Origin of the sequence: Lactiplantibacillus nangangensis, assembly GCF_005405065.1 — a bacterium.
Taxonomy (GTDB): Bacteria; Bacillota; Bacilli; order Lactobacillales; family Lactobacillaceae; genus Lactiplantibacillus; species Lactiplantibacillus nangangensis.
The window spans coordinates 284548-310387 of sequence record NZ_BJDI01000001.1 but is presented as its reverse complement, the minus strand read 5'-3'; the positions used below and the strand labels follow the sequence as shown (position 1 = coordinate 310387).

Sequence of the window (25840 nt, the reverse complement as noted above, 5' to 3'; positions counted from 1 at the left end):
TTAGTCACTCAAATTGACTAACATACTTTCATTATAAACATACGGAAAATGCGCCATCGCCGGAACTTGATCCCATGGCACCGGATAACCAGCACCGTGCGCACAGAAGACGGAATCTGGCGTATTTTCCAAATCACCGACTGGATCATAAGCCTGTGCAGCCAACACTTCTGCCTGATTATGGCACGGTCGATAACCATCGATCAAGCACTCTAATTGGCCTTGACCATGAGTATACGCTCGCACTGTTTGTGGGTAAGCTTGCATTTCCGAAACTGGCGCCGTGCCAGTTAAGGTGGCGTGACCAGTTTGGTCCGTCACCGGGGTGTCAAAGCTCCCATGCATACGCTGAATATCCGTCATGGCACGCCCAATCTGATCCTGTCCAACCGTTAAGCTGAACCGATACCACGGTTCTAACAACTGACAGTTTTCTGTCTGCTTCAACATCATCAAGCCTTGACGCAGTGCCCGCCAAGTTGCCTCACGGAAATCGCCACCAACCGAATGCACATTGCTAGATCGACCACCGACCAAAGTCACCTTCACATCAGTCAATGGTGAGCCAGTCAACACACCCAGTTGTGGCTTGGCTTGCAAATTAGATAAGACTTGATGTTGCCAATTCTTGCCTAAAACTTCCAATGAACAATCAGCCTTAAACGTTAAACCACTGCCGCGTGGCGCCGGTTGTAGGAGTAAATGCACCTCGGCATAGTGTCGTAATGGTTCGAAGTGCCCGACCCCTTCAACGGCTTGTGTAATCGTTTCTTGATATAAAATGCTACCTTCAACAAATTTAACAGCTAACTGAAAACGATCGTTTAAAAGTTGTTGCAAAACTTCAAGTTGGATCGTGCCCATGAGTTGCACACGTAACTCTTGTAATTGACTGGACCAAGTCACTTTAAGTTGTGGGTCCTCATCTTCTAATTGTCGCATCGCAGCTAAACAGGCATGTAAGTCATTACCATTCGGATCTAGCCGATAAGTCAGAACTGGTTGCATCACTGGTCGTTGAGCATCTGCCAAAGTTCCTAACCCCTGACCCGGGTACGTGCCGGTTAAGCCTGGAATCGCACAAACGTCACCGGCTTGAATCGTTGGTCGAATCTCAAATTTCACGCCGTTGTAGACTCGAATCTGATTGACTTTTTGTTCGCCTAGAATAACTGCCTTATTTGCCAACTGACCACCAGTCAATCGTAACCAAGTTAACCGTGCGCCAGTCTCATCATAAGAAATTTTAAAAACGCGGGCACCAAATTCAGTCGGATAAGTCGCAGTTGTCGTCCACCGTTCTAAGCCGACAATTAACTCGTCGACCCCATCGACCTTCAATGCCGATCCAAAATAACAAGGGAAAGCCGACCGTGTCTGAATTAATTTTTGAACAGCCGTGTCCGCAAGTTTACCGTGCGCTAAGAACTCATCCAGCAATCTTTCATCTTGCAGTGCCAAAGCTTCATAAGTTTCATCCGAAAGTTCAGGTGTCTGAAAAGCGACACACTTATCAGAGAGTTCTGCTTGTAACTGGCTTAAAACTTGGCGTTGATTAACACCGTCGACGTCCATTTTGTTCACAAAAATGAATACCGGGACACGATATCTTTCAAGTAATCGCCAAAGTGTCCGCGTATAGCCTTGAATGCCATCGGTCGCCGAAACAACCAAAATGGCATAATCAAGCACGCTTAGTACTTGCTCCGTTTGGCTAGCAAAATCCACGTGCCCCGGTGTATCTAAGAGCGTCATGGCTAAAGCTGGCGTTTTAAAACTAGCTTGGTGTGAGAAAATCGTAATGCCACGCTGTTTTTCCAAATCATCTGAATCAAGAAAAGCATCACCATTATCCACGCGCCCCAGCTGACGCAAGGCTCCCGTCCGATAAAGTAACGCCTCTGAAAGGGTCGTTTTCCCGGCATCGACGTGGGCAATAACGCCAGCAACTAATGATTTCATGTCTAGACCCCCTTTCTAGTGCTTATGCTTAGCTTTGCGCGCATCGTCTAACGACACCACATTATCTGGCGTAGTACCATCGTCGTCATCATCACCATACATGTCATGCAACAACTGATCATACGAGCCATCCGCCTTCATGCGGTCAAAGTAAGCCTCAACAGCATCCCAATCCTGAATGTCGATGCCTTCACGTTGCATCTGGTCAATAACTAAATCTAATGGATCTGGTCCAGCTGCTTTCTTCTCAGCCGCCGCTAACATCTTAGCAACTCCTGACTGCAAGTAGCGTTGATAATTGGCTGCCCGCTTAGCGTTTAGCCATCCTTGCGACGCTACAAAGGCCAAGAATTGATTGAGCATCGGGACGATTGCCTGCAGCTCAGCCTCAGAAAAGTCGAAATCATCGACCATCGTCGTTGCTAAAATAGCGACCAATACCGACTTCGTCCACGATTTAGGCGTCTTGCGATAATGGTCATAGCCCCGCTCAACCAAAGCGTTAACGACCACCGTTAAGAATTCTTGGTCAACGCCGTCTGGCCGCTGTTGCCACGCCTTACTCTGATAATAAGCCGTCAGCCAACCGTCGGTATAATCCTGAATATCCTGTGCCGTCCGTGCTTGCCAGTTGGCTAAATGAGGATCTTGGTTAATGTCACGATCTGGAAAATCATCGGTCCAATCCCAATCATCATCACCATAGTAATCATCTGAAAACAGCCCATTTTCTTCTTCAAAGCTTTCTAGAAAAGTGGTTAACTCAGATTCGGACACCTCAATCTTCTGATTGGTGATTAGGTACTGTAAGAAAGCGACTAAAATTTGATAGGTCATCTTGAAAAAAGGTAAGGCATTCGAATTGTCATCCATCAAAGTCATGCCCCATAAATCCTCAAACATCGCTTTAATATCACTAAGGCGTAACTTTTTAAAACTCGTATGCAGTGATTGCATAAATGTGACCACAGTCGCTTTAACTTGCTGTGTTGGGTAATCTTGACAGGCCTTGTACTCATCGGCTTGTTGAAAATCTGACCAATATTTAGTTATCTCATTATTTGTTGGCATTTGACTGATATCCTATTCTTTTATAATTTGAGCGACACGTTGCTGCAATACCGGTACCACCGTTATCAGAAACCATGGATGCTGATTTAGCCAGCCATAATTTAAGGGTGACGGGTGGACTAACGGAAAATAATCCGGCAAATAGTCGGCATAGTGCGCAACCGTCGCCGTCAGTGTTTTCGGCCGAGTCGGTAAATAAGCCTTTTGCGCATATGCCCCAATCAATAACGTGAGTTGAATGTTCGGCATTAATTTCAGTAATGGCGCATGCCACTTATCGGCAAAACCTTTCCTTGGCGGTAGATCGCCACCATGCGGCTGTTTGCCAGGGTAATAAAAGTCCAGCGGTAGGACCGCGATTTTACCAGCATGATAAAACTGATCTTTGGTCACGCCCATCCAATCTCGTAATCGATCACCACTAGCATCATCCCAGAAGGTCATCGTGGCTTGTGCTCGACGACTGGGCGCCTGACTGATCAATAAAATTTTGGCATTGGCGTCAACATGATACAACGGTTGAATCCCTTGTTTGGTAAAATCTTGATTTTGTGGATCTGCCTGAATCGCACGAAAAATTTCATCAGTGGTCACGCTACCCCATCCCTTGGTTTAATTACTCTATAGCGTACCATATCTCACCTTTTTACCTGCTAAATTAGGCAATTTTCAACGGAAAAACAATTATATTCATCGTTTACGTGATTACAGTCTAAGAAAGCGCTTAATTTGGTATGCTAGTCTTGAGACTCAAAAGGAGGAGTTTAAATGCACACAATTGAAGAACTTGATGACGGCCGCGCCGTCTATCTGAATGGTCACCGAATTAAGGTGGCGGATATTCCGATTTTTCGCAAAACTTTAGCATTAAATAATCAATACTATACCTTGCAAAAGTCGCATCCCGACATCCACACCTACGTCGAAAATGGCCATCGCTACGACATCGCTTATAAGGTTCCCCGGACCGTTGACGATTTACGTCAAAAACACCAAGCTTATCAAGAAATTGCCCAAGCGAACAACGGCATGCTTGGTCGGACGCCAGACTTTTTGGCAACCGGGATGGCCGTTTTAGCGGAGCGGAGCGCCTTTTTAGGGCATAATCAGTACACTAACTTTGGCGAGAATGCCAAGCACTATGCGGAATGGGTCAAAGCCAATGATATTTTCATCAGTCACGCCTTACAAAATCCACAACTCGACCGGAGTAAGCCCATTAACGCGATTCCAAGCGGCTATGCTGGCGTGCACACGATCGAGCGTCGGCCAGACGGTATCGTTGTCTCGGGCGCTAAAATGGTCAACACAATGGCGCCGATCGCGGATGACTTGCTTATCTTTAATCCACCAGAGTTGCTCCTAGAAAAAGGCGACACCAGCTACGGGGTAGCCTTTGCGACACCGTTAAATACCCCCGGCGTGAAAATCATTTGTCGTAAACTGCTTGATCATCCCGGTTACACTGAGGACGATTATCCCCTCAGTAACGCCCTAGACGAAATCGACGCCTATATTGTCTTCGACCACGCCTTCATTCCTTGGAATCAGGTCTTCGTGGAAAACGACTACGAGATGAGTAATCGATTCTTTATTGAAACTGGTATTTTCGGGCATACCTCTCACCAAGATGAGGTCCGTGGCATTACGAAACTTGAATTTGCCACCAGTCTCGCCATCCGCGTCGCGCACACTTTAGGTTTAGACCACTTCCTAGGCGTCCAAGAAAAACTGGGCCGTTTAACCGCGAACTTGGAATTAATCAAGGGCACGATCACTCGTTCTGAGGATAACGGCCAATTGGATGAATTCGGTATCTATACGCCGGATTTACAGGCCTTGTTAGCCGTTCGTGCGAGCCTTCCGGGTTTCTTTGAAGAAGCCATGCAAGTCACGCAACGCTTAGCAGCTGGCTCCATGGTCGGTGTCCCTGGATTTGGTGAATTCGACGGCGACAATGGCTCCATTTTGGAAAAGGCTCTAGCAACTTCGCAAGCAGATGCTAAAGATCGGTCTAAATTACTCAATTTAGCCTTTGACTTATCTAGTTCCGGTTTCGGGCAACGCCAATTAATGTACGAATACTATCATGGTGGTGATCCCATGCGAATTCGTTCCAAGCACTACTTGGACGAAGATTTAAGTGCTGGGAATACCATGTTAGATCAACTCTTAAATCACTAAAATAATGACGAAGCTAATTGACTGGCTTCGTCATTATTTGGTTATTATGCCAACTAACTTGATCATCCCTACTGCTCCATCAATGCCCCGTTTAAGCAACCAATTGTTTCAAGTGTCATCATTTTTAACGACATGGTAATTTTTTGATAACAGTCCTGCAATACTTCCCCACTATGATAGCTACCATAGGGTTAAATAATCAGCGGGGAAGTTACATAAATGAAAAATATCAAACTTAAGATTGCGACTGTTTTATTACTACTTAGTTGTCTCGTTGGTTTAGGGACCAACGTTTCCGGAACCATTTTCCCACAGACCGCAACTGTGACGGCACAAGCAGCTAGTTTATCTGCCAGTCAAAAGCGGCAAATCGCCAGAATCAATTCACGGTTATCCAAAGCTCAAAAGAATGCTAAAAATTGGATTGCTTATCGTGAATCTGGCTACCGCTATAATGCACGCAATGGCCGTTGTTACGGTCGTTACCAATTACTTAGATCATACTTACACGGCAACCTTTCACCCGTTAATCAAGAACGCCGCGCCAATCAGTACGTTGCTAGTCGTTATGGGTCATGGACTAACGCCAAACGTTTCTGGCAACATCACCACTGGTATTAACTTGAATCTCTCCGACTAGTCAGTAATGGCTAGTTTTTTTGTTTCACGTGAAACATTGTTTCGTTTTGAATCAGCAGGAACGGCGACACAGTTGCCAACTGATGAATTTTTATGTATACTACTTTTCGGCTGTTACAGCCAGAATGAGGAGATGATCGACGATGATGGCGTCATTATTAGTACGGAAAAGTGCTGCTTGTTAGCGACACTTTTCTGCAATACCTTTCAGAGAAGTGTTTGGTTTGAATCTGAAAGGAATTTTATTTATGAAACCGACAATTACCACCACTGAATACAATTACATTACTCAACAAGTCAACGATTTGACGAGTGCCTACTTGGCCGTCAATGACTTTCAAGTCCGCCTCGCTGTGCGTGCGAAAACTATTGAGCGTGTCACACCTTTATTACCGAGTGACGAGCTAAACACACAACATTTTTTAGCAGGCCTTGAAACTGACCGCTTATCACGAAAAGCCGCCGCAAAGTTACTCGAGCTGTTAGTCCCAATGGTGGATCCATTTCCCGTACTTTCGACCAAGAAACTCGCAAAACTCTTTCGGAAAGTGAAAAAGTTAAAGCAACCAGAATGGGCAGGCTTAAAACGGTATGAATTGACTTACTTGGGCTGGAATGATGGTGGTAACCAAAAGAAATATCTTGTCGCACCCTATCAAGGCCGTTTAATCGGCATTCAGGGCGAGCTTTCACCCCAAACGGTCAAAGGCGTTTGCGCCATTTGCCAAACGATTGGCAATGTGGCGCTATTCCTATCGACAACTAAATCATCCGGCTTGGGTACTTACACCAAGAAAGGTAATTATATTTGTCGTGATAGCAACCAATGCAATCGGCAATTGACTGATCCACAAGCATTGACGGATTTTCTGACCGTGGTGCAACCACAACGAAAAAATTAAACTAATATAAAATGAGCACTGCGACTTTTTTAATTTAAAAGAGTTGCGGTGCTTTAGATTACTTACAACTGAAATTTTGACGGACTATTTTTTCATTGACCAACGTAATCAATCGTCCCTACATACGTGGGGAATACTGGACTATCCCCTATCGCAGTTCACACGTTTAAGGATCATCCCTACATACGTGGGGAATACTCAATGTCTAGTTTTATCCAGAACTTTCTCGTAGGATCATCCCTACATACGTGGGGAATACATTACGCTGAATGTTTTGTACCACGTCGACGAAGGATCATCCCTACATACGTGGGGAATACCTGTCATGAAGATGATGATTGACGCCAAGCTAGGGATCATCCCTACATACGTGGGGAATACTATTGTAGATCAATACACGAATTTACAAGGTAAGGATCATCCCTACATACGTGGGGAATACTTTGAAATAGTTTTTAGCATTAATTTTCATGTTGGATCATCCCTACATACGTGGGGAATACACTAAAAAAACATTGTCATACCGCGGTTCTTAAATTTTCAAAGCCCCGTTTTCAATTAACTTGGTTGCTAGTTTAAAGGTAGCTTCAGCATCCGATAATGAGTTGTGTGGCTCCTTATTTTCGATGTTGTACTCACTCAATACAGTTTGTAGTCGGTAATTATCCAAAAACTTATCCGACTTCTTAACCATTGGCATCAAATCTAACATTCGATTAGCCAAATCCGCCTGACCAACTTTTTTAAAACTATTAGTCAAAAATAGTTCATCAAAATGTGAGTTATAGCCAACTATCGTTAAATCACCTAAAAATTTCTGTAATGCCTGTAACCCATCACTTAAACTAACTCCTTTTGAAGTCAACATTTCAGCGGTAATATGGGTTAACTCAACGATATTTTTAGGAATCTTTCGCTCACACTGAATTAGCTTGTAAAAACGGTCTACTCGGCCATCTCCTGATTGCTTGACTGCACCAATTGAAATGATTTCATCCTGTGTTGGATCTAAACCAGTAGTTTCAAGATCAATTGCGACCATCGACACCTTTTCAGACTGAGACTGGGCCACCTTATTTCCACGCTTCTTCATCATTACCTTAGCTTTATGGAACTTAGCAGCGTTGCTGAAGCCATGTACCGTCTCTCCTGTGGCAACGTTTAAATGCATCATCAACGGAATGCCATCAAAATCAACGACCTCATAATCCCGGCGAGTGGTTCTAAATTGATACCCTAATTCGTTATTTGCGTTATAGACCATGGTTGCTTCACCCTGACCGATATTTTTCATGATTCGATCCCATAACAAATCACGAATTCGGCCACTAACATTACCCACGTAAACATTCGTTTGAATTTCTTGATACCACTTAGTCAGGTCGCCTCGTAATGATCTTGGTACCTTCGTCAAAGTAATCACAATCATGTGTGGTCACCCGCTGGCAACTCTTGATATTGGACACCAAACTTTTGTAATCCTAAACGGTCATCCCAGAGGTTAATTGTCTCAACCTCATCGTCTGATTCGGTCACGCCTAAAAGAGACTTTAAGTCTTTGACCATTCGGACGAGCAGCTTGCCATCTTTAAAAGCGTCACGCATTGCTAGTCGCGTCCGACTGCCAATGTCTGGATCATCACTATGTTCTGAGGCCACTTCAAAAGCAATTGGAATAGAATACTCCGCTTTATACAAATCCGCAAAATCATAAACAAATGATAGATCGTGACCAGTATGCACAAAGCCTAAGCCGGCAGAAGCACCTAGAGCTGAAATTACACTATAGCTCAACCCATAAAGTGCCTGATGAGCGGCCGTCAGCGCTTTATTAATCGGTGTGCCAGAATCAAAATCATCTGGATTGTACTCGCGCCGTGACCACGGCACCCCGGTTCTTTCCGATTGCTCAAGATAAACATGTCGAACTCGAGCACCCTCTTTACCGCGCAAAGCTTGCATGGTTAGCTTTGAAACATCATCATTTGGAAATCGCATCTGATACATCCGCCGAGCAACGATAACTCGTGACCGTTGATTTGAAACCAAACTGGCCTGGGCGACAAGTAACGCTGATGAATGATTCAATGACCGCCCATAGGCATATTGCCGAACGCCATATTCACCAACCCAGACAACCCCTAGTCCAGATTCACCAATTAGCTCCATCGCCCGATGAGTGACGTCAACTCCCGGCCCAAGCATCAATACACTGATCATGGCGGCAGGTACGTAGACGATACCACGATTATCCGTCACTTGAATCGCACTATCTTGGCGATTTAGCTTGGCATGCTCCAAGTATAAAAATGTGATTCGATCACGAACACGACCTAATTCATATCGATCTGGCTTTTTTGCGCCCATTTTTTTGCTCATTAATCTAAGCCTCCGGAATCACCGTCATCAAGCCCATTCCAAATGCTTTTTCTCGGCCAAGCCCGTTGATCAACGTTTGCTTAAACTCGGCAACATCCTCAACTCGTAACAAGCCTTCAAAAGTGACTCGGCTAAGCCGAACACCACGACCCACTTTACGATGTAACATCGGCCATTCGCGATTAACAATATCAAAGGCTAATGTCGCTGGTTGTTCCGGTCCAGCCGCTGGAACTTGTTCAACTAATTGAAAACCAGATTTTTCAGCACGCTTAACCAACCATTCGCGTTGTTGTGCGACTGTTATATGTGGCATCACCCGGCCTTGCTTTTCGCCCGGACGCGTCACTGTACGGGTAGGATTAGCAGTTAATCGAAATTGCATGATTTGCCCTACTTGGATATGGTCTAATAATTTAGCATACGATTTAGTGACTGCCGTTCCTGGTACGCCATACTGAGTTAATAACTCAAGATCTGGTTTTGACTCACTTAACACCAACAGATACTTTTTTTCAGCTAAAACATCGATCCGCCATAAGTGTCGAGACCGCGTTCCAGTTGCAATTTCAGCTGGAAAACTCTGTTCAACCCAATTATGAAAAGCACCAAGATGTGTTAAGTCTTTCGTTTTATATCGATCGTTAGTATCAATTTGAACTCTTGATAAATACATACACTTGTTCCTTTCTAGAGATATTTCATCGGATCATGCTGCGTTTCAGGCTCGTTGACCTGCACATCCAGCTTGTCGAGATCAACTCTGGTCTTAGTAATAGCGCGAAAGCGATGACTACGGTGACGTTGGTCAAATGAACCAACCTGATCTTTCACCATGGCACTAGCAGCTGCTGGTATTAGATTCGCATCAGCAACGATTTCGAGTGATTGACTATGGCAATTTTTTTGATACCGCTTAGTCGCTTGCCAAGTTAATTTTTGAAGAGCTGCGATTGGCGTTTCATCCGGAAAATCACGAATATCTAGTACGCCTGCAGGTGCATTGGAACGCCGTCCTAAAAACAGTGGAAAATGTGGATGCTTTAGAGCAACCTTAATATCATCGATTAACTGATCATCTTGACTCCCAAGTGCCACGACAAAAACCGCGTCTTGGAGATAATCACGATACGTAATTTTCCGGGTATTCTTCTTCCACTCGACCGTTTGATAATCTGTCAGATTTTTTCCAACTTGATCGATTCTGACCGCAAAATCTAAGTCGTTCAGGTCTAAAATCCGTTCATCAGTGCGACGATAGCCTAACGCAGCCGCAACCATCCCAATCATGGCACTTTTGGTTGGATAGTCATTCGTGGTCCGGCGTTCAAAAGTTGCCTCATTACCATATGACTGCAATGGCGCTGTTAATTTAATCGTTAATGTTTTCATCCTGAACCGCCTTCGTTAAAGCCGCCGTGACTTTCTCTAAAAGTTCAGTGACATTGGCAACTCTCTCACCAACTTTTGAGTCATCCTTACTTAATACGAGATTTAAAATTGGTTGGTCGACATATTGTAAGGTGCTTTCATATTCCGCTTCGAGCCGCTTAATCGAAGGTTCCACATAACCATTTCTCGACGTCACTGGTTCTTCAAATGCCGATACCAAATTGACGGGGGTATCCGTCCGAATCGTAATCATGACATAGCTTGGTAGTGTTTTATTGGCAAATGTATTCTGCTTACCATTTGGCATGGATAACAAGAAGTCCTTAATAAAGGCGCTTGCACCTTGAATCGCATCCTTTTCATCCAAGTTATGCACCAATTCAACCATATTCAAATTAGCGTAACGATATAATGTCGCCGAGTTAAAGTTAATGGTTCCTAACATCGCTGCGCCAGTTGCATCTTCAGGTTGTTCATCATCCAAAGCCGTGAAGTAATCATATTCGGGAACCACTTCATGCGTTGAAACGGCATGTGCCACTTGCGCGGAAGCATCAACATTCAATTCTGGATTATCCGCGACCATCCGACCAAATAAAGCTAAATCAACCGATTGATCACCGTTTAAAACCGCTTTAACTTCTTTTTTATCCAAGGTTTCATTATCAATGGCATATTGTGCTAACTTCGTAATCTGACCCTGACTGATCAGCAATAGTGCGCCCGTCTCGTTTTCCTTGTTCAGTTTAATCCCAGCAGCTTTAAAGAGCTCACTGGTTTTATCCGCAGCGACATCATCAGTCATCGCTGAATCAAGCTCTTTTAATTTCGCAGTCAATAATTTGGCCGCTTCCTTGGTGCGTGTTCCGATAGACACGTTATCATCCTTGAAAGCTAATCTCACAGCTCTTTTCCAACTTTGCGAAGAAACACGTGCTCGTGTCACGCCACCATATAACGCCGTTTTGGGCGCACCAGCATCGTCACGATTAATATTTGATGATGGCACTGTTTGTAAGACACTTAAGTCAACATATAAATTTTTTTTAGTCATTAGTTTTCTACCCCTTCAGTTTTGGTTGTTGGTTTCATACTAAAATATTGTTGTCCCCAAAGTAATCGCACTTGTGTTGCTTGTTCGTAACTGGCTTGTAACCGATATAAATCTTGTGCGAGCCAAGCAAAGTCTATTTTTTGTGTTTTGTTACGTCCCTTTAGCAGACTGTTCAAATGTGAAAGGCCGTTAATCACACTAGCTGCATTAGTCGTTGATAGAACACCTTGAACACGGCTATCCAATGCTTTACGTGTCTCTTCCTTTTGGCGTAAAATCGCTAATGCTGAGAAAAACTTAGCGCCATCCGGTTGGTCACCGCTAGCTTTAGCGTAAACAAATTGTTCCTGACCTTGCTGATAAATTGCATAAAAGCGAATTGCCGTATAGACCGCAATTTCACCTCGGGTGGGCACACCATTATGACTCAGCTGAGTGTCGTCCAGATTGGCCAGCAAGATGGGCCAAACCGCCTGCGCACGCTGACTTGTAATTGTCGGCGCATTAATTAAGCTACTCAAAGTTGCTTTGTCGCGGTTACTACCATCCCGATTTAACAACTTAATAATTCGATTGGTTGTTGCTTCAATTTCATAAGTCATTACTTTTCATCACCCTTTCTCTGGATCAAGATGCGTCCGTAAATTAAACATTAAGCGGTTTTTAGCCGTAAAAATGTTTAACAGTCCTTTTTCACCTGAAATTCCCTTAATATCGCGTGGTGAAGGCGACTGCATCACGTCCGCCACTGCTTGAGTCGTAATTTCTTTAAGTTGATCTTTCCACAAATTGATCTTTTCGTCTCGATCATCTTCACCTGTTAAGCCTGCCAACCATTGCTTGAAAGGTTCATTTAAACGATCATAAAACTTAGCACTCAGGGCACTCGCAAATGGCCGTGTTTCAACGTTGCGAATTGTCGCAATGTCACTGGCAAAATGATAATAATCTTTACCGACCGTTTGCGTCTGTTCAATGACGCCCTCAATTCGTGTTGGCCAATAGTCCGCAATTTCTGGATCAAATAGGACATCTGCTTGCAATTGCATATCATCGATCAATTCAACCGCTGGTGATTGTGAGGTGGCATTGCCATCACTAATCAAGGCAATCGAATTTAAAATCAATGGGGCATTCCGCGCAATCAAGTGCTCTTTTTTAAGTTTACGTAGCCAAATTACCATTCCTGGCTCATGAATATCATCTGCTTGCTTAACCTTGACATACTGTCCAAAGTTACGCCACATCGCAATTCCGACTGATTGTAGACCTTTAAGTGCTGGCCGATATTCATTGGTTTTCTTATCTAGCCGCCAAGTGGTCATCGGTTCAATCAACGCACTATCCGCTGCAAACATTGGGATGCCCGCACTGAAGATTGCAGGTTGGCCACTGTCACGCCACTCAATATGCAAGAGCCGTGACCAAGCAGTATATAATTCGGCTAAATTATCCGGTAAAATCTGTTTCTTCCGCATTTCAACATAGTCGTGGACCGTTGGATACTCCCAAACTGGCTTCTGGAACACATACTCAGCATCACTTTTTCGAGTATTAATTAAGACCAGATTTAACATCAGGGTTTCGAATAACGATTCTCCTTTGACAAAAACTGGATTAAGCCGATAAAGCCACCCGGCCGGATTAGAAAACTTCTCAGTCGTAACAACTTTGGTTTTATCAGTCACACCGGTAAAGTTTTGATAAGCAATGACCCAGCGCACAAGTTCATCGAGCTGAATCTCGTTCTTAGCTTCCCCCGACTTCGGAGCGAAAATAGCTGGCGTATTTGCACTTTCGGAAACCCGTCGATTGATTTGTTTAATCGATACTTGGCCTTTACCCGCCGCAACTCGCTTATTTTCAGGCACTAAAGCATCATAATCTTCAGTTGTCGCTTGATAAAAAGGTTGTTCACCAAAGAAATCAAACCGATTCTGATGCTGCTCCAAATATTGCACAACGATCTCAGAAAAATGACCAGCTTGATGTAAGCTTTTCCAAGTCGCTAGCAAGTCATGTTGACCAGTATCGTCATACATTTCCTGATCAACAGTTAACTCGTTTATTCCCTTCTCTAGCCATGAATAAAGCTCGCCATTTGTATCAAATCGCGTATAGACCGTTGTTAAAATGGCCAATAGCAAACGTAGAATCGCCAAGTCCTGACTATGCATTTCACCGGCAAGCTGTCGATAATTTTGACTATTTTCAAATAACTCCGTCAGCGAAACTGTGCGTTCCTGATTTGACTGTATTTCAATCACTTTTAGCCATGGATCAGTAACCAAGTTAAAACTTTTATTGTCCATAATCATCCTCCTTTACATAACTAAGTCCCAACCGCGATGAATAAGCTAACCGCCAGCCTTCAAAACTCGTTGAAAAGTCCTGATCTAACGGTAAAGCTAACGCACCTTTGAGCCACACGTTACTTTGCCAACCAGCAAAATAGCGACTAGTCAATTTTTCCAAGTCATTGATGGCTTGCTCAATTTTGTCTGGTCCTGGTGTCACAACAAAGGGAATTCTGACCAGTTGTTGTGCAATCTCTTGTGGTTGAACGCCTGTTAAGTTACGACCGTCGAGCAAGAAATTGCCCTCATCGGTGTGTTGCACAAGAATCACTTCCAGCGTTTCCTGAATATCACGGACTGCTGCACTCGCCTTTTGTTCATCCTTATCAACATTGCCAAGACTACGCCCTAACCAATCATGAATCGTCTCGCCAATCCTAAGATTTGGATCATCAATTTGAAAGGCAGTGGCTTTGTTCGTTTTCCTAGTTATCTCATCATCAAACTCAGCTCGTACCGCATCAATGCCGTCAATTTCAGAGTCCGTTTTCGACTCATAGACTCGCTGTACTAGTGGCGAAATATCATCCGGCAACGTAATTGTATTGCCTAAAAAGTGATCCGTTTTCATCAGTAAATAGTTACCGTAAACTGCTTTGTTGCCAGGCCCATAATCATTTGGAGCTTGAATGCCCATAATGAAAAGTTGTGGCTGTTGTAGATCTTTCGGCCGCGCAATCTGATGTCGGTGCAAGCGGCCGGCTCGTTGTAGAATCAAATCCATCGGTGCAATGTCCGTGTAGAGTACATCAAAATCGATATCTAACGATTGTTCCAAAACCTGCGTCCCAATGACTATCATTTTATCAGGACGTTCACCATTTTTGCCGATTGCCGCCTGTAATGCTGTTTCCTGAACAGTCCGGTCAGTGGCCAAAAACGCAGAGTGTAACACCATGAGTTTGATGTCAGACGGAACCAATTTCGCCAATGTCTGCGCACGCTTGACCGTGTTAACAACAATCCCGGCAATACCACCATCACTAATCTTTGTGACAACTGCCGAGATTAACTCATCGTCAGGTTCATTCAATCGTTGGACTTGTAATTTCTGGGGCTGCTGGTCACTCAGACCAGGGAAATCTTTAACTTGCTTAAGCTGATGACCATCTAAAATACTGAGTAATGGATAGGCCTCAGTCTCTTCCCAACCGGCTGGCGCGATTAATTTTTTCTCATAGTATTTACCGTACTTACCTTTTAAATAGGCTTTCAATAAGACATTTCGCTTATCCTTAGGTAAAGTCGCCGATAAGATAACCATCGGCACATGATAGGTGCCTAACCATTCGATTGCTTTGCACAGGTACGAGTCCATGTAACAATCATATGCATGGACTTCATCAATGATGACGACCTTGCCAGCAAAGCCCAAGTGCCGTAAGAAGAGGTGTTTCTGCTTCAATCCCATTAACAGAAAATTATCAATTGTCCCTACTGTAAACTTCGTTAAAATTGATTTTTTACCGGAAAACCATGAATTTAGGATCACTGAACCAGATTGTCCTTCATCAGCATAGACATTTACCGCATTTGGCAGTGCTAAATATTTTTGATTAAACATTTTCTTGCCATGCATCAGATTAATCTGAAATTTTTCGTCTTGAGATTTAGCTAAAATGTCCACCCAAGCCTCAACTCGATCAAACATTGCATTGGTCGTTGCTTGAGTTGGTAGCCCCATAAAAATACCATCCCGCCCAGTTTTATAAGCTAGCTGTTCGGCCGCAATCAGCGCAATTTCAGTTTTACCTAGTCCCATTGGCGCTTCCACAATCACCATGCCTGGATTGGTGGTGGCTTCGATTGCTTGCGTCATTTTTTCTTGCACGGGACGCTCGTCAAATCCCCATCGCGCTTTATAAGGATCATCCAGACTAACCTTTTGTGGCTCCCATTCTCCACCTAAATCCCAGGCTTGCATCGCATGACGAAAGCGCTCAGTCATATTAATATTTTGCCAAGATTGATCAAGTTCAATCAGTGGAAATAACGGAATACTCTGATCCTGAGTTAAGTATTCACTGGACGCTAACCAATCGGCCATGATAAGTAGTCCTTCTAAGATAACGGCTTGTGGTTGCTTGATCTCAGGTACATCACTAGCAACCTGATACCCCGAAGTAACCAGTCCATAATTAAATAATTCCTTTTGGACATGTTTCCACGGTGCCTGGAGCGCTGGTTTATTGTCGCTTTGAAAGTAATTCGCTGTATAGTCATCTAACTGATCGTACGGACTCTCAAATTCCGGTTTACCATGGTGCCCACCGATAATTGCCCCAATTGATTCTGGAACTTCAAAATTCTCAACAATGGCTTCGCCAGCGAGAGCATGCGGCGACTTATTTGCTGAAGCTAAGCGTAATTCATCAAAATCAAGAAAACCGCCATGAGCTAATTGTGATTTCAATTGTTCATCTAACGAGTCATCCCGATCATATGATGGTTTCGCTTGAAAAGCAGGCGTTGCTTTTCCAATATCATGGATGAAGCCAACGAATTTAACTAGTTTTTGCGTCTCCTCTTCCGATAAAGTCCCTTGTAATATTTGTCGCTGGCCGTCACACAACCACTGGTTAAACAGCCAATTGATCGTCTTTTGTGCATCCGTCAGATGCATAATCAATGGTAACCAATATTGTCGACCATCTTCAGATCGCTTCTTCGCCCATAAAACAGATGCTTGTTCAGATAATTTTACGTCCATAAGTATTTCCCTACCTTTCGCAATATAACCGTTTGCTATGTTTGTTTCGCTAAATCAATCATTTTCAAACAATATGAAAATGTACCATTACTATATAAATACGAAAGTTCCTGAAAAAAGCTGATGATTTTTGAGCAACACTGGTAATATGCTAATCGGCTGAAAACGCATACATTTCGTGAGAAACTAATTATTTTTCTGCGAGGCCTGTTTGCCCATCGTTAGCATATCTTCGTAACACATTCAAAGTCATCTTTTTCACTAATCACCTCTCCCAAATCTGCATCACCAATCTCTGCTATACCAGGTAAATAAATTGCAGCATCTGCACATTCTTCTTTAAAATTATCTTAAACATGATGTAAATGGGCCTGAAAAGGTTTATCAACTTCACCATACAACTTTAGTAATTCAAAATTTTGATCTGATTTATCACAATTCCATTTCTTATCAAAATCACCCCCACAATATGTGGGGAACACCCAACGAATTTTCTTGACACCATTGGCGTGCGAGGATCATCCCTACGTATGTGGGGAATACTGGATGATTCAGTGCTTCAGGAAACGATTACTAGGATCATCCCTACGTATGTGGGGAATACCTTTGCTATGGCGTATAACTTATTGACATGTTCGGGATCATCCCTACGTATGTGGGGAATACCCTTTAAATGCAGCACTGATAACCCAATCATCAGGATCATCCCTACGTATGTGGGGAATACTCAGAATCTGCATGAGGGAGTTAGTAGTGATGAGGATCATCCCTACGTATGTGGGGAATACATTCCGGTTGTTGCTGCCGTTGTCGGTGTAACAGGATCATCCCTACGTATGTGGGGAATACGATGCAAGAACAAGCATCTTAATCGATTCATCAGGATCATCCCTACGTATGTGGGGAATACCATAACCATATTTCGATGGAATAATTGGTGTGAGGATCATCCCTACGTATGTGGGGAATACTCGAGCCCTGTGGCTTTGGTAGCTTCAAGCTCGGGATCATCCCTACGTATGTGGGGAATACGATGATAAGCCGATGGGATATGTGCTGCAGCAGGGATCATCCCTACGTATGTGGGGAATACGTTTGCCAGTAAGCGACAATCCTGGAAAAATCAGGATCATCCCTACGTATGTGGGGAATACTTAACTGGTGAAGTGTTTGCTGGAGATGAAGTAGGATCATCCCTACGTATGTGGGGAATACAAAAATCAAAAGGAGGCCAACTAATGGCTAATAGGATCATCCCTACGTATGTGGGGAATACACTAAAAATTCGTTGATATAACGGCATTTTCAATCTTCAACATCAATAAATTACATTAACTTGCATCCTGACCTTCAGACCACATTTCAAGCATACAGCAGCAATTTGCCTTTAACAATGAACAAATTTACAACACATAAAATTGCCGTACAGGACCGATAAAAATACCCAACCTCTAATTCCAACACTCACATTGGACATAGTCATAATTTAGTGGAGAATATAACTCAAAAAGAGGGAACTCATGATGACTGCTATCCCCACAGTCCTATTATGCACACCAAAATAATCGGATTTATCCTTTTATCATAACTATCGAACTGACTTAAAAATCGCTACCGCGGAAGGCAGGCTACTTGAATTTCGATTCAGGATACCCAAGAACATCTTATAAAAATTATTGTCGGCAACAGTCTCACTAGTTTTTCATGGGCCATTATTCCCGAAAACAAGACCACCCCATCGGTAATATCGCTATTTGGAATTTCATTGATAACCAAATATCTGCCGAACTAGCGTATGGCCTTCATCCAAGCGCACAAGGCCATGGATATACGCCTGGTGCACTATCACAAGTAAAGAAAATTACTTTTAACACCTTTCGCCGAAACACTTGAATTGCTATACTGGCGCAACTAATGCCCCTTCACGAAAGCTCCTAGCACGTAATGACTTCCGATTAGATAAGTTTATCACCAAAAGCAGCTTAGTCGGTCCCCCCTCAGACGATGACCATCTATACGATGAATAAATCGACATTTAATACCACTCATCAAATGTAATGAATCATAGAAATCGGAAAGTAACTCGATAAAAAAAGTTCGTCAAGACGGACTTAACACAACACGCATTCACCTTTTTAGCCTCATTCTAATCAAGTTTCGACATCAACCCTAAATTGTCTGAACGAATTAGTTATTCGCCCGTATAGGACCACAGAGCTAATTGATCATTCAAATCTTGGCAATCAAACGGTAATGCAAATTCGGCAGCTTAGCCATCCTTTAGTACAATTGGCACCCCGACTCCACGAAAAAACTGGGAACTTGAACCGCTTTAACCTCAGCAAAAGTCAGCATATATTTAAAGGTAATCTTATGTTCCCAACCGTCACCGAAATCATAAGTGTATCTTATCTTCTTGTAAATCAAGATAGGCATACGCTTGGCTTGCTAGAACCTGCTCCGCCCATAACATCATCTATAAACGTGACATATTCTGAATCACGATGATGCATCAATTCAAAGTTATACAAATGCAAATTTGTCCACGAAAAAGCGAATTGAGTCAGAACATGCAATTAATCGTAACAAAAATGATCAATTTACGTGACACTGCTGGTTCAACGCTCTTCAACTTAATTAAAACTTCTATTGCGGCAACTTCTGACATCATCTGCGTGCAATTTGATCATACACTTTTTAATTCTAAAATCGTACCATTGCTACGTTCAGTTCATCAATTAAATCACTACAAATGCAAAATACGCTCCGTTCACGAATCACACAAGCTAATATAATGATTGCGCCACACCGCAACTTCATTATCATTGGTATAAAGCGCTAACGAAGATAACCTCTTGAATATCTACATTGTCATAATAGCTAATTGGACAGCCATCAATCACGGCACTATTTTCTGATTCACTCGAAATCAAGCTCTCCATATTGTATGAAATCAGTCTGTTACAGTATATCTATACAATGTGTCCCATTAACTTACTAATTTTGACACTTTCAATACGTGAGTACTTTTCTTTTAAGAGCTGTAAAAGTTCCAACTGACCATCACTACACTTAGGACCAGCAACTATTTTGAAAGTCACATTATCGCTTAGTGGAACATCCATGAAACTTTTATCAGCTATTAGTCTTAATCTGTTAATAGGGGTGTCTGATTCATATCCTGCATCGCCTGGATTTAATCCTCCACTAAAGTTATGCAGCAGATTTTCCTGTAACTTTATTAACTCTTTTGTTCTTTCCCATGGTACAGCAGTGAAAACAAACCGAACCTCGTGTTGAAATGACCAGGCATTTCTCTTATATTTTCCTATATCATTTAGCATAATGCTTTCTTCATACCCTGTAGCAGTTTCCGTACGAATATATACTTTTGGAAATAATTTTTCCATATCATCAGTATATTTCATCTTAATTAATTGCGGAATATATGGCGGACTAACTGTATACTCTTTGGAGTCAAATAATAATGGCATCACTTCCATCAAATTACCATTATCATCACGTCTCTTTTCTACTTGAAAAATACAATTTGGACGTTCATCCGATAATTCAATTCTGACCCCTTTCATTCCATTTGAATACATACTCCATTGGGGAATAGATTCATCTTTGATATTAGTCCAACAAGAAGCATACAAAAATCGTCCAATATTATCAAAATCTACAGTTTGGACTTCATCAGGATCATCCATACGACTCAAAGAACTGAAACGAATTGCATTATTTTTTAAGATACTCGCCAGTACATCAACACTTGTATAGTGATACAACGACATAAAAAACACCTTCAATATTTTTATAACTATACGTAACCGATTTCTTACCACCTATAATACGGAATCCCATACCCATTAAGGTTCAATCTGACAATCTATCAATATACTTGTGGTGCAACTTATTTGGAATATAGTAATCCGTATCATGCCTAAGTTCTATCTTTGCTATCTATCCCATTTAATTAAATTTATATTCGTCCAATAAATTAGATATTTCATATACAGGAATTTTAAAATCATTTTCATCTATCTCTCGGCATTCTATCCTAATTGGAATTATGCGTTTTTTCTCAGGATAGTCCGTGCGCGGGGCTAACATGTATTGGTAGAGATGTTGCACCATTTTTGCTTGACGTTCTGAAACACCTTGTTTTAAACTAATTTGGATTCTACTTTGAACAAGTCCTCCGAAGTGCGTGTGTAAGACATAACGTCGGACATTCAATATCACAAGCTCAAAATAAAAAAATCTTATAACTATAAAACTAATTGAATGTCCTAGAAGTCGAAAAATATTTTTCTTCTTAATCCGAAAATTATCAATAACATCAAACTGAACCATTGGTATTGCCAAAATTACTAAGGGAATATTTGCCAACCACGTAACTGGTTCGATTACATACCCTTCCCAAAAAATTGGCTGAAAAGTTATTTTAATATCACTAATAAGACAATATCCCGCATGTACAATGAAAAATATACCAATGACACCTAATACGCTATTTAAAATCTTTGCAACTTGCACTGAATTCTCATGTTCTGCTTGAATACCAACTATAGCTATAATAGTTGTTACAGGAACTAGTATAAATTCCCAAACATACGAAAACGTATAGGTAGATAAAAGGAACTGAACGAATGCACCAAAACCAACGCTCTGAATTAAGGCTCTCCAAAACATATTAAATTTTACCTTTGTTAAAAACGGTACAACTGTAAAGAAGAATAGTATCAGATAATCTTTCATTGCTGATACAGTAATTCCTTGTACATGAAAGTAACATGCACCAAACATCAACATAAGCTGATATATAAAAAATACAATGAACACTGGTTGTATTATCAACCCTCTAATTGATTTTAGAATATCCAATAAACTGCTACGTAAGTTAGAATGAAACATCATCGCGAAAAGTATTATAAAAATCCACGTTAATATAGCCCATTCCCTAGGATTTAAATACTCTATAAATCTATATTTTAATAATTCATCAAATTTTTCTGTAATTATATTTTTGATCAACATTTGACTAAACAATACTTTGAAACATCCCCTTATAAAGTATTCAGTGATTATATGAGCAGTTCTGTACCAGTATACCACAAAAATTTTAAAACATAGTATTTAGAAGTGTACATTACTCGGAATGTGATATTAATTTACATGGTAAAATTCAACTGACGATATGCATCTAACCCAACAAACCTCTTTTTGACTTCACCAACATACTGTCGTCGAAATTTTATAAAGAAGCACCAAATAGATTCTTTTTAAACTAAATTGATAGCCACAATTACTTGGTTAATAATTGCCATTTATCGAGTGAAATCACCTACAATCTTATTCAATTTAAGAAATATACTATACCCTCACAGGACGGGGATAAACATAGTATTATGATGTACATTTCAAATTATTCTATCTTCCAGCCAAAATCATCCGTCACACTTAGACTCAATTTTAGTAGTGCCTATGTGTTTTATTGAATACTCTGGCAATTATAGTAATCGTCGTGTACTTGGTGCATTTAATGCCTTGGACAACCAAGAAAATAGTTTGCACTTTTTATTAGATAACTAGACATTTCGCGTATTTCCGTACATGTCAAAAAAACCGACTAGAAATAAAAAGACTTATCTAAATTCAAATTGGTAGAATTTAGATAAGTCTTTCCATTTTTCATGAATAAAAGAACTCTTATCGCATTACACACACATTTAACCGAAAAATCACCCCCACATATGTAGGGAGATACAGCACTGTATGCCGTACACTACTTAAAACTATTGGATCACCCCCACAAACGTGGGGAATTAAGTTATTTTATCACACTTGAATTTGTTAAATCTGTATTACTTGTGATACGGAGACCCAATATTAATCATAAACGCCCGATAAACCTGTTCCGTCAGCACCAACCGCATCAACTGATGAGGCAACGTAAAGCGGCCAAATGAAATCTGCGTATCAGCGCGCTTCAAGACTTCCGGTGCTAATCCCAACGAGCCACCAATCACAAAGTCGATGTCGCTGTGTCCATAGGTCGTTAACTTATCGATTTCAGCCGCAAATTCTTCACTTGAGCGTTCTTTCCCCAAAATCGCCAACGCATACACGTAATCACGATCCTTGATCTTGTCTAGGATGCGTTCACCTTCTTTTGCCATCACATTAGCCATCTCTGCGTTACTTAATGACTCAGGGGCCTTTTCATCGGGAACCTCCACAATTTGGAATTTTGCAAATTTACTCATCCGTTTCGCATATTCCGCAATCCCCTGTTTGAAGTATTTTTCCTTTAATTTTCCGACACAGATAATTTTGATGTTCATAATTTACCACCTTTGCACAAGTTATCAACAAAGTTATCCACAGGTGCATAACTCCGTTTTCTATATGTTGTGTTGAACGTATGTTTGCCACAACATTTATTTAGACCCTTTTTGTCAAGTTCATCCGGACTTATCCACAGTTTTCCACAGCAACATTTGTTCGTAGACGCCGGTTACAAATCCCATTATATCAACAATCGGCAGTAATTAAAATAAATTTTAAAAATTTCGTCCACAGCCAAAAGCACTCGCTGTGGATAACTTTTGAACAAGCCGCATTGCCGGACTGACGCTTGTTAATAAGTTACCACAACCTACCACAAAAGTTATCCCCGAAGTTATGCACATTTATCCCCCATCGCCTTCACTGGCAAAAAATGGTTCAGCGTGACGCGTGCGACTTCGTTCGGATTCTCGCAACCAGAAAACGGTGAAATCCCCCTGACAGTCTGTTTTGAAACTCGTTTCTTCGGGTTTTCCAATTTTGACACAAAAAGAGCGTTAAGACGCGATTGCATCTTAACACTCTTATGAAAGCCTCATTTTTACTTGGCTTGTTTATTTAACGTTTTGGTCGTTTCCGTTAGCTTCATATTTGTCGTCTTCAACGATCCATTATGATAGTACTTCACGGTAACCGTATCATTGACCTTGTGATCATATAACGCCGTCCGCAAGGTTGCTAAGCTCGTAATCTTCTTACCGCCTAGCTCAGTGATTACATCATACTTCGATAACCCAGCGGCCTTAGCTGGTGAACCACTATAGGTCTTCATGATAACGACCCCTTTAGAGACGCTCGTTGGCAGCTTCAACACTGACTTACGATCACTAGACGAGATATTACCAAGATCATACGTCGCCACACCCAGCGCTGGCCGAACAACTTCACCATTCGCAACTAACTCGTTGATAATCTTAACAACTTCGTTACTTGGAATAGCAAAGCCCATCCCTTCAACACTAGTCCCAGAACTATCAGACGAGAGCTTCATCGAGTTGATCCCAACAACTTGGCCGGCTAAATTGAATAACGGCCCACCAGAGTTTCCGGGGTTAATCGCCGTATCGGTTTGGATAACCGTCGCATAACCGGTTTGTTGACCAGAGGTGTTTGTCGTCGCAACCGTCCGTTTCTTCGCGGAAATGATCCCTTCCGTTAAGGTTGTGGCGTAGTTTGAGCCTAAAGGTGAGCCAATAGCCAAGGCCGTTTCACCAACTTCGATATTATCAGAGTTACCGAAACTAGCGGTCTTCGTCACTTTAGCGGAATTGATCTTCAAGACGGCTAAGTCGGTCACCGAGTCGGTCCCAACCAGCTTAGCAGCTACCTTGGTCCCATTACTCATAATGACTTGAACCGCGTTTGACCCGCTGACCACGTGGTTATTCGTGACGATATAGGCCACGTTACCACTCTTCTTATAGATCAGGCCGGAACCTTCGCTATATTCCTGGAGCTTACTATTGCTAGAAGAACTGGAGCTCGAACTATCATCCGATGAGCCGTCATCGCCACCCAAAATACCGCTCCAACCACTAGTGGTACTTTGCTTTTGCAAGTTGATGACCGAGACTACCGCCGCTTTATTATCCTTAAAGACTTTTGTGGCTTGGGAACTGACATTGACCTTCACGTTAGTAGTCCCCGTTGACCCTGATTTGTTGGATCCTGTTGGCACACTGGTTGAAGATGTCGTGACATTATTATTGCTAAGATAATTGATGCCACCGTAAGCCACACCGCCACCTAACAAACCGGCAACAAGCGCGGTTACAGCGACTTTAACTAATGAATTATTTGCCATAATTTCGCGTCGAAACGCGATCCCTCCCTACTGAGTACTAAGTTTTAAGTTAAGTTTAGCTAAAAAGTGTGATTTTTCTATGACTGAACAGTTTAATCTCTGTTAAATCGTCTCTAAAGGGTCACTAATTTGGTTGCTGTTTCAGGATCAGTATCATAGAGTTGGAAATCATGTTCAACCCCAAAATCGTGTTCTTTCATCATTGAAGCGACCGTTAAATGGGCTAACGTCTTCATATTATTATCCTGACTCCGATGGCCTAAATAAATCCGCTTCGTCCGCTGACCGATCACGTCCATCAACGCATTTGCGCTATCCTCATTGGATAAATGACCTTCATCACTGAGGATTCGCTGTTTTAGCGGCCATGGATAGCGGCCCATCCGCAGCATTTCCAAATCATGATTACATTCAAATAAATACCCATCCGCGTTGCTAATGACCCCTTCAACGTGTTCAGACACGTAACCCGTATCCGTGATAATGACGAAGGATTTACCAGCGTGGTGCAATTCATAAAATTGCGGTTCAGCGGCATCGTGCGACACACTGAACGATTCAATATCCAAGTCACCTAAACCTAACGTGGTATCGGGATCAAAGACGTGTTTTAATTCAGCTGGCACGTTGCCGATGCGACTCGACATTGCATCCCAAGTCCCTTGGTTCGCATAAACGTCCAAGCCATACTTACGCGCTAAAATACCGGCTGAATGACAATGGTCAGTATGTTCATGGGTCACAAACAAACTGTCCACTTCATTAATGTCGCGCCCAATCGAACTCATCAGGTTCGCGATTTTCTTACCGCTCAATCCGGCATCGACCAACACTTTATGTTCAGGTGTTTCAATATAAGTCACGTTTCCGGTACTCCCAGAAGCTAACACGCTAACTTGCATTTGATCTGTTGCTAATTTTAATACCATTATTTAGGTTCTTCCCATCTCTGAAATTCAGCTACTACCGTTGTTATGATACACGCTTTTAGGCCTAGAGTGCAAGACTGCGACCCCCAAGCAAACTAACCTA

General features: G+C 42.1%; 21 protein-coding genes and 2 CRISPR repeat arrays. Of the genes, 4 read left to right on the top strand and 17 right to left on the bottom strand.

Features of this window, described 5'->3' with window-relative positions; genetic code table 11:
* Genes FFM70_RS01395 through FFM70_RS01385 form a run of 3 tightly spaced genes read right to left on the bottom strand, consistent with a single transcriptional unit; the run spans position 1 to position 3627 of the window.
* A complete protein-coding gene (locus FFM70_RS01395; protein ID WP_137615069.1) occupies positions 1-1962 on the bottom strand; it encodes an elongation factor G in 1962 nt (653 codons plus the stop codon).
* A gap of 15 nt (positions 1963-1977) precedes the next feature.
* Positions 1978-3033 (bottom strand): hypothetical protein, encoded by a 1056-nt coding sequence (locus tag FFM70_RS01390; RefSeq protein ID WP_137615068.1) that lies wholly within the window; start codon positions 3031-3033, stop codon positions 1978-1980.
* Between the two features lie 12 nt (positions 3034-3045).
* Positions 3046-3627: a uracil-DNA glycosylase family protein gene (locus FFM70_RS01385; RefSeq protein WP_137615067.1), complete on the bottom strand. Its 582-nt coding sequence runs from the start codon at positions 3625-3627 to the stop codon at positions 3046-3048.
* 174 nt (positions 3628-3801) lie between these two features.
* Between FFM70_RS01385 and FFM70_RS01380 the strand changes: the two genes are divergently transcribed.
* From FFM70_RS01380 to FFM70_RS01370, 3 genes are all read left to right on the top strand, one after another.
* Positions 3802-5217, top strand: a complete 1416-nt coding sequence (locus tag FFM70_RS01380) for a 4-hydroxyphenylacetate 3-hydroxylase N-terminal domain-containing protein (RefSeq protein ID WP_171002271.1) — start codon at positions 3802-3804, stop codon at positions 5215-5217.
* A 219-nt stretch (positions 5218-5436) separates the two neighbouring features.
* Complete coding sequence (locus FFM70_RS01375) at positions 5437-5838, top strand: aggregation-promoting factor C-terminal-like domain-containing protein (protein ID WP_137615066.1); 402 nt, start codon at positions 5437-5439, stop codon at positions 5836-5838.
* A 266-nt stretch (positions 5839-6104) separates the two neighbouring features.
* Positions 6105-6758: a FusB/FusC family EF-G-binding protein gene (locus tag FFM70_RS01370; RefSeq protein WP_137615065.1), complete on the top strand. Its 654-nt coding sequence runs from the start codon at positions 6105-6107 to the stop codon at positions 6756-6758.
* A gap of 109 nt (positions 6759-6867) precedes the next feature.
* A CRISPR array of direct repeats spans positions 6868-7261; the repeat unit is 28 nt; unit sequence GGATCATCCCTACATACGTGGGGAATAC.
* 29 nt (positions 7262-7290) lie between these two features.
* On the opposite strand, the gene cas2e is transcribed toward FFM70_RS01370, so the two are convergent.
* Genes cas2e through cas3 form a run of 8 tightly spaced genes read right to left on the bottom strand, consistent with a single transcriptional unit; the run spans position 7291 to position 16650 of the window.
* Entirely contained in the window at positions 7291-8187 is an 897-nt protein-coding gene (gene cas2e, locus FFM70_RS01365) for a type I-E CRISPR-associated endoribonuclease Cas2e (protein WP_137615064.1), read from the bottom strand.
* Entirely contained in the window at positions 8184-9137 is a 954-nt protein-coding gene (cas1e, locus tag FFM70_RS01360) for a type I-E CRISPR-associated endonuclease Cas1e (protein ID WP_137615063.1), read from the bottom strand. The genes cas2e and cas1e overlap by 4 nt, the downstream gene beginning before the upstream one ends.
* A 4-nt stretch (positions 9138-9141) precedes the next feature.
* Positions 9142-9813 (bottom strand): type I-E CRISPR-associated protein Cas6/Cse3/CasE, encoded by a 672-nt coding sequence (gene cas6e / locus FFM70_RS01355; RefSeq protein ID WP_137615062.1) that lies wholly within the window; start codon positions 9811-9813, stop codon positions 9142-9144.
* Positions 9814-9827: 14 nt separating this feature from the next.
* Positions 9828-10529 carry a type I-E CRISPR-associated protein Cas5/CasD gene (cas5e, locus tag FFM70_RS01350; RefSeq protein ID WP_137615061.1) on the bottom strand — a complete coding sequence of 234 codons (702 nt, stop codon included), beginning with the start codon at positions 10527-10529 and terminating at the stop codon, positions 9828-9830.
* A complete protein-coding gene (cas7e, locus tag FFM70_RS01345) occupies positions 10510-11583 on the bottom strand; it encodes a type I-E CRISPR-associated protein Cas7/Cse4/CasC (RefSeq protein ID WP_137615060.1) in 1074 nt (357 codons plus the stop codon). Before cas7e ends, cas5e begins: the two co-directional genes overlap by 20 nt.
* Positions 11583-12185: a type I-E CRISPR-associated protein Cse2/CasB gene (gene casB, locus FFM70_RS01340; RefSeq protein WP_137615059.1), complete on the bottom strand. Its 603-nt coding sequence runs from the start codon at positions 12183-12185 to the stop codon at positions 11583-11585. Before casB ends, cas7e begins: the two co-directional genes overlap by 1 nt.
* 9 nt (positions 12186-12194) lie before the next feature.
* Entirely contained in the window at positions 12195-13895 is a 1701-nt protein-coding gene (locus FFM70_RS01335; RefSeq protein WP_137615058.1) for a type I-E CRISPR-associated protein Cse1/CasA, read from the bottom strand.
* Complete coding sequence (gene cas3, locus FFM70_RS01330; protein WP_137615057.1) at positions 13885-16650, bottom strand: CRISPR-associated helicase Cas3'; 2766 nt, start codon at positions 16648-16650, stop codon at positions 13885-13887. Before cas3 ends, FFM70_RS01335 begins: the two co-directional genes overlap by 11 nt.
* Before the next feature lie 514 nt (positions 16651-17164).
* A CRISPR array of direct repeats spans positions 17165-17926; the repeat unit is 29 nt; unit sequence AGGATCATCCCTACGTATGTGGGGAATAC.
* A gap of 428 nt (positions 17927-18354) precedes the next feature.
* Between cas3 and FFM70_RS14110 the strand changes: the two genes are divergently transcribed.
* Positions 18355-18543 (top strand): GNAT family N-acetyltransferase, encoded by a 189-nt coding sequence (locus tag FFM70_RS14110; RefSeq protein WP_137615056.1) that lies wholly within the window; start codon positions 18355-18357, stop codon positions 18541-18543.
* Between the two features lie 387 nt (positions 18544-18930).
* Here the strand turns inward: FFM70_RS14110 and FFM70_RS14105 are convergent, their stop codons facing one another.
* The 6 genes from FFM70_RS14105 to FFM70_RS01295 all read right to left on the bottom strand — a co-directional run bounded on the left by FFM70_RS14105 (position 18931) and on the right by FFM70_RS01295 (position 25737).
* The gene (locus FFM70_RS14105) at positions 18931-19086 is read right to left on the bottom strand and encodes a plasmid pRiA4b ORF-3 family protein (protein WP_137615055.1); all 156 of its coding nucleotides are present in this window, start codon (positions 19084-19086) and stop codon (positions 18931-18933) included.
* A 536-nt stretch (positions 19087-19622) separates the two neighbouring features.
* Entirely contained in the window at positions 19623-20447 is an 825-nt protein-coding gene (locus tag FFM70_RS01315; RefSeq protein WP_137615054.1) for a DUF2971 domain-containing protein, read from the bottom strand.
* 178 nt (positions 20448-20625) lie between these two features.
* On the bottom strand, positions 20626-21705 hold the full coding sequence (locus FFM70_RS14140; protein ID WP_263390592.1) for a hypothetical protein: 1080 nt from the start codon (positions 21703-21705) through the stop codon (positions 20626-20628).
* Between the two features lie 815 nt (positions 21706-22520).
* Positions 22521-23000, bottom strand: a complete 480-nt coding sequence (gene rlmH, locus FFM70_RS01305) for a 23S rRNA (pseudouridine(1915)-N(3))-methyltransferase RlmH (protein WP_137615053.1) — start codon at positions 22998-23000, stop codon at positions 22521-22523.
* A gap of 545 nt (positions 23001-23545) precedes the next feature.
* On the bottom strand, positions 23546-24808 hold the full coding sequence (locus FFM70_RS01300; RefSeq protein ID WP_137615052.1) for a S1C family serine protease: 1263 nt from the start codon (positions 24806-24808) through the stop codon (positions 23546-23548).
* A 113-nt stretch (positions 24809-24921) separates the two neighbouring features.
* The gene (locus FFM70_RS01295; RefSeq protein ID WP_137615051.1) at positions 24922-25737 is read right to left on the bottom strand and encodes an MBL fold metallo-hydrolase; all 816 of its coding nucleotides are present in this window, start codon (positions 25735-25737) and stop codon (positions 24922-24924) included.
* Between the last annotated feature and the right edge of the window lie 103 nt (positions 25738-25840).

Coding starts and splice junctions, on each gene's coding strand:
- FFM70_RS01375 (WP_137615066.1), top strand. CDS start 5,437: ATGAAAAATATCAAACTTAAGATTGCGACTGTTTTATTACTACTTAGT.
- FFM70_RS01315 (WP_137615054.1), bottom strand. CDS start 20,447: ATGTCGTTGTATCACTATACAAGTGTTGATGTACTGGCGAGTATCTTA.
- FFM70_RS01395 (WP_137615069.1), bottom strand. CDS start 1,962: ATGAAATCATTAGTTGCTGGCGTTATTGCCCACGTCGATGCCGGGAAA.
- FFM70_RS01390 (WP_137615068.1), bottom strand. CDS start 3,033: ATGCCAACAAATAATGAGATAACTAAATATTGGTCAGATTTTCAACAA.
- FFM70_RS14105 (WP_137615055.1), bottom strand. CDS start 19,086: ATGCCTATCTTGATTTACAAGAAGATAAGATACACTTATGATTTCGGT.
- cas5e (WP_137615061.1), bottom strand. CDS start 10,529: ATGAAAACATTAACGATTAAATTAACAGCGCCATTGCAGTCATATGGT.
- FFM70_RS01380 (WP_171002271.1), top strand. CDS start 3,802: ATGCACACAATTGAAGAACTTGATGACGGCCGCGCCGTCTATCTGAAT.
- cas7e (WP_137615060.1), bottom strand. CDS start 11,583: ATGACTAAAAAAAATTTATATGTTGACTTAAGTGTCTTACAAACAGTG.
- cas3 (WP_137615057.1), bottom strand. CDS start 16,650: ATGGACGTAAAATTATCTGAACAAGCATCTGTTTTATGGGCGAAGAAG.
- FFM70_RS01300 (WP_137615052.1), bottom strand. CDS start 24,808: ATGGCAAATAATTCATTAGTTAAAGTCGCTGTAACCGCGCTTGTTGCC.
- FFM70_RS01370 (WP_137615065.1), top strand. CDS start 6,105: ATGAAACCGACAATTACCACCACTGAATACAATTACATTACTCAACAA.
- cas6e (WP_137615062.1), bottom strand. CDS start 9,813: ATGTATTTATCAAGAGTTCAAATTGATACTAACGATCGATATAAAACG.
- FFM70_RS01335 (WP_137615058.1), bottom strand. CDS start 13,895: ATGGACAATAAAAGTTTTAACTTGGTTACTGATCCATGGCTAAAAGTG.
- cas2e (WP_137615064.1), bottom strand. CDS start 8,187: ATGATTGTGATTACTTTGACGAAGGTACCAAGATCATTACGAGGCGAC.
- casB (WP_137615059.1), bottom strand. CDS start 12,185: ATGACTTATGAAATTGAAGCAACAACCAATCGAATTATTAAGTTGTTA.
- FFM70_RS01295 (WP_137615051.1), bottom strand. CDS start 25,737: ATGGTATTAAAATTAGCAACAGATCAAATGCAAGTTAGCGTGTTAGCT.
- rlmH (WP_137615053.1), bottom strand. CDS start 23,000: ATGAACATCAAAATTATCTGTGTCGGAAAATTAAAGGAAAAATACTTC.
- FFM70_RS14110 (WP_137615056.1), top strand. CDS start 18,355: ATGGGCCATTATTCCCGAAAACAAGACCACCCCATCGGTAATATCGCT.
- cas1e (WP_137615063.1), bottom strand. CDS start 9,137: ATGAGCAAAAAAATGGGCGCAAAAAAGCCAGATCGATATGAATTAGGT.